Raw genomic sequence first — 6,000 nt, forward strand, 5'->3', positions numbered from 1 at the left:
AGAAAAATGACCTGAATAAGAGTCAGATCATTTTATTTGTATTCGGTCTAAGCCTGCCAATTTTCTTGGTCATGCTTAAATTTCTCAAGCAAGGCCAATCCTTCAGGACTGACATAACCTTCTGCTTCGGCCAGAGTGATTAGCTCAGTGTAGTTAGAAAGCGTTATTAATTTCACACCCGCCTCATTAAAGTTCTTTTCTGCTTTTGGTAGCTCATAGGTAAAGATAGCTGCTGCGCCAATCACATCCGCACCTTCACGTTTCGCTGCAGCAATCGCATCCAAGACCGAACCACCAGTAGAGATTAAGTCTTCAATGACAACCATCTTCTGCCCAGGCGCTACGCGACCTTCGATTTGATTGCCCGCTCCGTGATCTTTTGGTTTGCTGCGGATATAGGCAAATGGCAGGTTCATCTTATCTGCAATAATGGCTCCGTGAGGAATGCCCGCTGTCGCAGTTCCGGCAATGACTTCTACATCTGGAAATTCCGCCCGAATCTTTTCAACGAAACCATCCTCAATCAAGGTCCGAGTCTCTGGATAAGCCAAGGTCACACGGTTGTCCGTATAAATAGGTGATTTGATACCTGATGCCCACGTAAAAGGCTCTTCTGGCTTCAAATACACAGCTTTGATTTTCAATAAATCACGCGCAATCTCTTTTGCTAAAGTCATTTTTTCTCCTTATAAATTTGAATGTTTATGATGGTGTCAATTTCGTGCAACGATTTAAATCGAATACATTGTTTTACTTAGCTATTCCACTGCTTCTTAATCTCGTGGTAGGCATCCCAAGGATTTTCAGCCTGAATAATCGGACGTCCTACTACAATATAATCACTACCGATTTGATGAGCTTCTTGCGGAGTCATAACCCGTTTCTGGTCGCCAATTTCTGCTCCAGCTGGCCGAATACCCGGCGTCACACAGAGAAAGTCTTCAGCAGTTGCCGCCTTAATCAATTCAACTTCTTGAGCTGAACAAACTACGCCATCCAAACCGGCTTCTTTAGCTTTCCGAGCGTAATTGACTACAGACTCCTGAACCGTAGTCTGGATATTTTGGCAATCACGCATATCTTCCTCGCTGGTCGAGGTCAGCTGGGTCACCGCAACCAACTTAGCCTTATCCCCCAAGACCTTCTTAGCTTCGCTCATCATCTCCACACCGCCTGCTGCATGGACCGTCACCATGTCGATGCCAAAAGTACCTAAGACAGACATGGCTGAGCGGACTGTATTAGGAATGTCGTGCAGTTTCAGATCCAAGAAAATGCTGTGTCCAAGACCTTTCAGATAATGAACGATTTCTGGACCGATGGCATAGAAGAATTCCATGCCGATTTTGACATAGAGTTTTTCATCTTCCGGAAAATGCTCCAAGAAATCTTTGACATCGTCAAAAGATGGAAAGTCGAGGGCGATAATAGGCCGTTCTTCACGCATGAGGGGAAAATCTCCTTTTAAGTTATTATCTTCAAAGAAGTCCATTGGTCATTTATATCTCAAAACCAACCTTCACGTTAGGCCCAGAGACATAGAAAAACCTTGCCCGAGAGCAAGGTTACACGAAAATGTGGCAGTAGTTGCCATTCAAACGTATGTACCTTAGTAGCCTCTCTGGACTTCTTTAAAGGTGATATTTAGTTCATTCTATAATTTCACAGCAGGATTGTCAAGCAAAAATGTAACTTTAAAGCAAATTCTCTCGAACTTCTTTTCGTAAAGTTTCAAGACTTTCGATGCCGTATTTATCCATAACCTTTGGCAAGTCTTCAATGATGGTCGGACAGGCATAAGGATTCGTGAAATTGGCAGTGCCCACCCCGATAGCTGAAGCACCTGCTATAAACATCTCCAGAGCAGCCTCCGCAGAATCAACTCCACCCATACCAATCATAGGAAGTTTGCTTGCCTGAGCTACTTGACGGATCAGCTTGAGCGCTACCGGAAAGACAGCCGGACCCGACATACCCCCTGTGCCATTAGCGATAATAGGCTTGCGCGACTTCAAGTTAAATCGCATACCTACTAAGGTGTTAATCATGGTAAAACCAGCAGCACCAGCGTCTTCAACAGCCTTGGCTACCTGAGTAATGTCTGCTACGCTCGGAGTTAATTTGACATAGACTGGTACAGCAGAAGTCTCTACTGCTGCCTTAGTTGCTTCGTAAGCCAACTCTGGAACTTGACCAATCAACAGTCCAGCATTTCCATGGTCAACATTAGGACAGGAGATATTGAGCTCAATAGCCTTGACATTAGGAGCTTGAGAAATTTTCCCAGCCACTGTGGCATACTCTTGATTGGAAAAGCCTGCCACGTTAGCAATGATTGGCAGGTTGGGATAATGCTTTTCCAGCCAGGGCAGTTTTTCAGCCAGTACAACTTCAACACCCGGATTTTGCAGGCCAATGGCATTAAGCATACCAGCTGGCGTTTCTGCCACACGCGGAGTGGGATTGCCAAAGCGGGGGTCCAAAGTCGTAGCCTTTATCATGATGGAGCCTAGCAAGTCTAGGTCATAGTACTTGGCATATTCTTGTCCAAAGCCAAAGCAGCCGGATGCTGGAATAATTGGATTTTTCAGGTTCAAGCCTGGCAAGGAAACTCTTAAACGTTGGTCACTCATTCTTTCCCCTCCTAGACAATAATCGTGCCCGTCTCAAAGACCGGGCCATCTTCACAAACGCGCTTATTGACTGACTCATCCTGACCTGCCACATGAACGACGCAGGCATAGCAGGCGCCCATGCCACAAGCCATACGAGACTCCATGGAGAGATAAGCATGCGGATGGTCCTGAAACTTTTTGTCCACATACTGGAGCATGGCTGGCGCTCCACAGGAATAGACAGCCGCATAGTCTTGGGGCAACTCATCTACAACTGCTGATACATAGCCCTTGCGACCATAAGAACCGTTATCCGTCGTGACAATGACATCAGCGTATTTTTTCATTTCCGCTTCCAAAATGACAGCGGATTTATCAGCAAACCCAAGTACAGCAGTCACTTGAGCTCCCTTGGCATACAATTCTTTAGCAACCTCAAGCAAAGGAGGGACACCAATCCCACCACCGATAATCAAAACTCGGTCATCTGCCCTTACAGGACTTAAATCAAAGCCATTTCCCTGAGGCCCCATAACATCAAGAAACGAGCCGAGTGGCAGTTGAGAAAAAATAGCCGTCCCACCGCCTTCTATCCGATAGATAATGCGACAAGTCAGATTGTCTCGGTCAATCTCTGCGATCGAGATAGGCCGACGTAAAAGCTTGCTGTCATCTGGTACACGAATATGTAAAAACTGCCCGGCCTGCATCTGCATGACCATTTGCCCCTTTAGAATCATGGAAAAAATATTAGGCGCAATCTCTACTTGCTCCAGCAGCTCCATCTGCTCCAGCATAATCTTGCCAAATCTCTTTTTACAACTGTCACTAACCATGACAACCTCACTTTCTACAAGAAAAAACCTCGCCGTAGCAAGGTTTCGCAAAAACAAGGCAGCTAATTGCCTCTTATACCGTTTTTCTCACCTTGCAGCCTCACTGGACTTGATTAAAGGTTAAATTGTAAACATTATATCGTTAGCGATAAGGATTGTCAAGCCATAAAAAATATTAGAATTTTAAGATCTCCGACCTACCACAGCTTTACCAGTCCTTGTCAAATTCACTCTTTGCATTCGCAAGACAAGAAGCTGAATTATGCTTTTGTTCTACATATTGAAAAATTCTATAATAATAGATTATCACTCTTACAGCCCTATCTTTCTGTTCTCTCAATATGGCTGTTGGCCATCGTCAACCGAAAGACACCATCTTCTTGAAGATGTAAAGTTAAATGAACCCATTCATTATCATAGACGTCATCTGAAGTTAAGTATTTAAGGTCCAAGACAACCTGTTGACTATCTGCTGCATCCAAGCGCGAAATAACAATTTCTGATTCTTCCGGTAACCCAAATAATTGAATGATTTCTTCATAGGATGTACCAGGATTGCCTGTGCTCTCGTCATGAACTTGTAAACCGGTAATTTCATCCTTTGTCCAAAGATGAGGACTATTCTCCTGTGGCAAAGTTGGATAACCCTCATCAAGAATATTTGCGCTCTTTCTAATTAAATGATAGCTTGTTCCGTTTTTTTCAAATGTTAACTTTAAATTACTTCTATGATAGTCTTGGTTAGCCTCGCTTGAATAGATTAATTCGATATCATCATTTATTTCACTATAATAAAAACTTGTAGCCTTGCCGTGTTTTTCCAGTACTTCGTCCGAAGAAGCCCCAGTTTGACCAGCAGCAGTATCCTTAATCTGCAAATTAATTATTTCATCAGTTGTCCAGCTGAAGCTATAGTTTGCTCTATCTAAGGCTTTCTCTTCTAGCTGAATCTCCTCGGACGATTTCTGCTGAACAGATGAGGACATACTGTTTCGCCCGAGTTCCTCATAAGCAGATTTAATCCCCCACATGACCATCACCTTCCCAATCAGAACCATCATACAAAGCATAATAAATACAATAAAAATAATAATGGCAATGGGTAGAACTACCGAACGATTTTTATAGTCATTATATTTGGCTATATTGTCCTCCTTATTTCCTTCATCCTAGCACAGGCAACTTTAGCAAGCAAACATTTTCTAATCTTCTGATTTACCGGGAAAAAATCCCCAGTTTGTGATAAAATAGTCCTATGAGAATTCAACAGTTACACTATATTATCAAAATCGTCGAGACTGGCAGTATGAACGAAGCTGCCAAGCAACTTTTCATTACTCAGCCTAGTTTGTCCAATGCTGTGCGGGATTTGGAAAATGAAATGGGCATTGAAATTTTCATTCGCAATCCCAAAGGAATTACCTTGACCAAGGACGGCATGGAGTTTCTTTCCTATGCCCGGCAGGTAGTTGAGCAGACTCAGCTTCTAGAGGAGCGATACAAAAACCCTGTCGCCCACCGTGAGCTTTTCAGCGTTTCTGCCCAGCACTATGCCTTTGTAGTCAATGCCTTTGTCTCCCTGCTTAAAAAAAGCGATATGGAGAAATACGAGCTCTTTCTGCGGGAAACTCGGACTTGGGAGATTATTGACGACGTAAAAAACTTCCGCAGCGAAATCGGCGTCCTCTTTCTCAATAGCTACAATCGAGATGTTCTATCCAAGATGCTGGATGACAATCACCTAATTGCCACTCATCTCTTTACAGCTCAGCCCCATATCTTTGTCAGCAAGTCCAATCCGCTGGCCAAGAAAAAGCTGGTGCAATTATCTGACTTAGAAAACTTCCCCTACCTCAGCTACGACCAAGGGACTCACAACTCCTTCTACTTTTCTGAGGAAATTCTCTCTCAGGAACACCATAAAAAATCCATCGTGGTCAGCGACCGTGCGACCCTCTTTAACCTTTTGATCGGTCTGGATGGCTACACGATTGCAACCGGTATCCTCAACAGCAACCTCAACGGAGATAATATCGTGTCAATCCCACTGGACATTGATGATCCGATTGAGCTGGTCTACATCCAGCATGAAAAAGCTAGCCTATCCAAAATGGGAGAACGCTTCATTGAGTATCTGATTGAGGAAGTACAGTTTGATAAATAAACTGCAAAAAACACCCGAAAAAGCTTTTTCAGGTGTTTTTTTCTATTTTTCAGACTTGGTTTCCCTTCAGGTCTATCAGATAGGGGAAAGCGTTAGGGAAGGTTGGGAGTCTATTTAATACAGCTGATTAACTCTCGATTCTTTATATCATAATAATCAAAATATTTCTGATATAAAGAGGCATTTATATCAGAGTATACAGTAATGACGAGCTCTTTCAAATCATTCACTAATTCGTCCAATTTCTTTTGCTCTACTGAAATCACAACCAGTCCGTGAGCAACATCATTCCTTTGCTTATTTACAGCTATAATTTTTGAAATTGGAGTTTCAAATTCAGAATATTCATGATAATGGTTGAGAATTTTAATCATATCAAAGATAT

The 6,000-nt window shown here is 43.0% G+C and carries 6 protein-coding genes and 1 pseudogene; 1 reads left to right on the forward strand and 6 read right to left on the reverse strand.

Features of this window, described 5'->3' with window-relative positions; genetic code table 11:
- Positions 1 to 47: 47 nt before the first annotated feature.
- The 5 genes from pyrE to K4H96_RS08345 all read right to left on the reverse strand — a co-directional run bounded on the left by pyrE (position 48) and on the right by K4H96_RS08345 (position 4,482).
- A complete protein-coding gene (gene pyrE, locus K4H96_RS08325) occupies positions 48 to 677 on the reverse strand; it encodes an orotate phosphoribosyltransferase (protein ID WP_002924577.1) in 630 nt (209 codons plus the stop codon).
- A gap of 77 nt (positions 678 to 754) precedes the next feature.
- On the reverse strand, positions 755 to 1,447 hold the full coding sequence (pyrF, locus tag K4H96_RS08330; RefSeq protein ID WP_061585549.1) for an orotidine-5'-phosphate decarboxylase: 693 nt from the start codon (positions 1,445 to 1,447) through the stop codon (positions 755 to 757).
- A 247-nt stretch (positions 1,448 to 1,694) separates the two neighbouring features.
- Positions 1,695 to 2,633: a dihydroorotate dehydrogenase gene (locus tag K4H96_RS08335; protein ID WP_223336913.1), complete on the reverse strand. Its 939-nt coding sequence runs from the start codon at positions 2,631 to 2,633 to the stop codon at positions 1,695 to 1,697.
- An 11-nt stretch (positions 2,634 to 2,644) separates the two neighbouring features.
- Positions 2,645 to 3,451, reverse strand: a complete 807-nt coding sequence (locus tag K4H96_RS08340) for a dihydroorotate dehydrogenase electron transfer subunit (RefSeq protein ID WP_223336914.1) — start codon at positions 3,449 to 3,451, stop codon at positions 2,645 to 2,647.
- A 320-nt stretch (positions 3,452 to 3,771) separates the two neighbouring features.
- Entirely contained in the window at positions 3,772 to 4,482 is a 711-nt protein-coding gene (locus tag K4H96_RS08345; protein WP_223336915.1) for a hypothetical protein, read from the reverse strand.
- Positions 4,483 to 4,706: 224 nt separating this feature from the next.
- On the opposite strand from K4H96_RS08345, the gene K4H96_RS08350 reads away from it, so the two are divergent.
- Entirely contained in the window at positions 4,707 to 5,615 is a 909-nt protein-coding gene (locus tag K4H96_RS08350) for a LysR family transcriptional regulator (protein WP_002895403.1), read from the forward strand.
- 110 nt (positions 5,616 to 5,725) lie between these two features.
- Here the strand turns inward: K4H96_RS08350 and K4H96_RS08355 are convergent.
- A pseudogene (locus K4H96_RS08355) lies at positions 5,726 to 6,000 on the reverse strand (type III-A CRISPR-associated CARF protein Csm6); the annotation flags it as partial.

Source organism: Streptococcus sanguinis (genome assembly GCF_020729765.1).
Lineage (GTDB): Bacteria > Bacillota > Bacilli > Lactobacillales > Streptococcaceae > Streptococcus > Streptococcus sanguinis_Q.

Bases quoted from the DNA above. Each gene is read 5' to 3' on its own strand.
- K4H96_RS08345 (WP_223336915.1), bottom strand. From the start codon at position 4,482: ATGTGGGGGATTAAATCTGCTTATGAGGAACTCGGGCGAAACAGTATG.
- K4H96_RS08340 (WP_223336914.1), bottom strand. From the start codon at position 3,451: ATGGTTAGTGACAGTTGTAAAAAGAGATTTGGCAAGATTATGCTGGAG.
- pyrF (WP_061585549.1), bottom strand. From the start codon at position 1,447: ATGCGTGAAGAACGGCCTATTATCGCCCTCGACTTTCCATCTTTTGAC.
- pyrE (WP_002924577.1), bottom strand. From the start codon at position 677: ATGACTTTAGCAAAAGAGATTGCGCGTGATTTATTGAAAATCAAAGCT.
- K4H96_RS08335 (WP_223336913.1), bottom strand. From the start codon at position 2,633: ATGAGTGACCAACGTTTAAGAGTTTCCTTGCCAGGCTTGAACCTGAAA.
- K4H96_RS08350 (WP_002895403.1), top strand. From the start codon at position 4,707: ATGAGAATTCAACAGTTACACTATATTATCAAAATCGTCGAGACTGGC.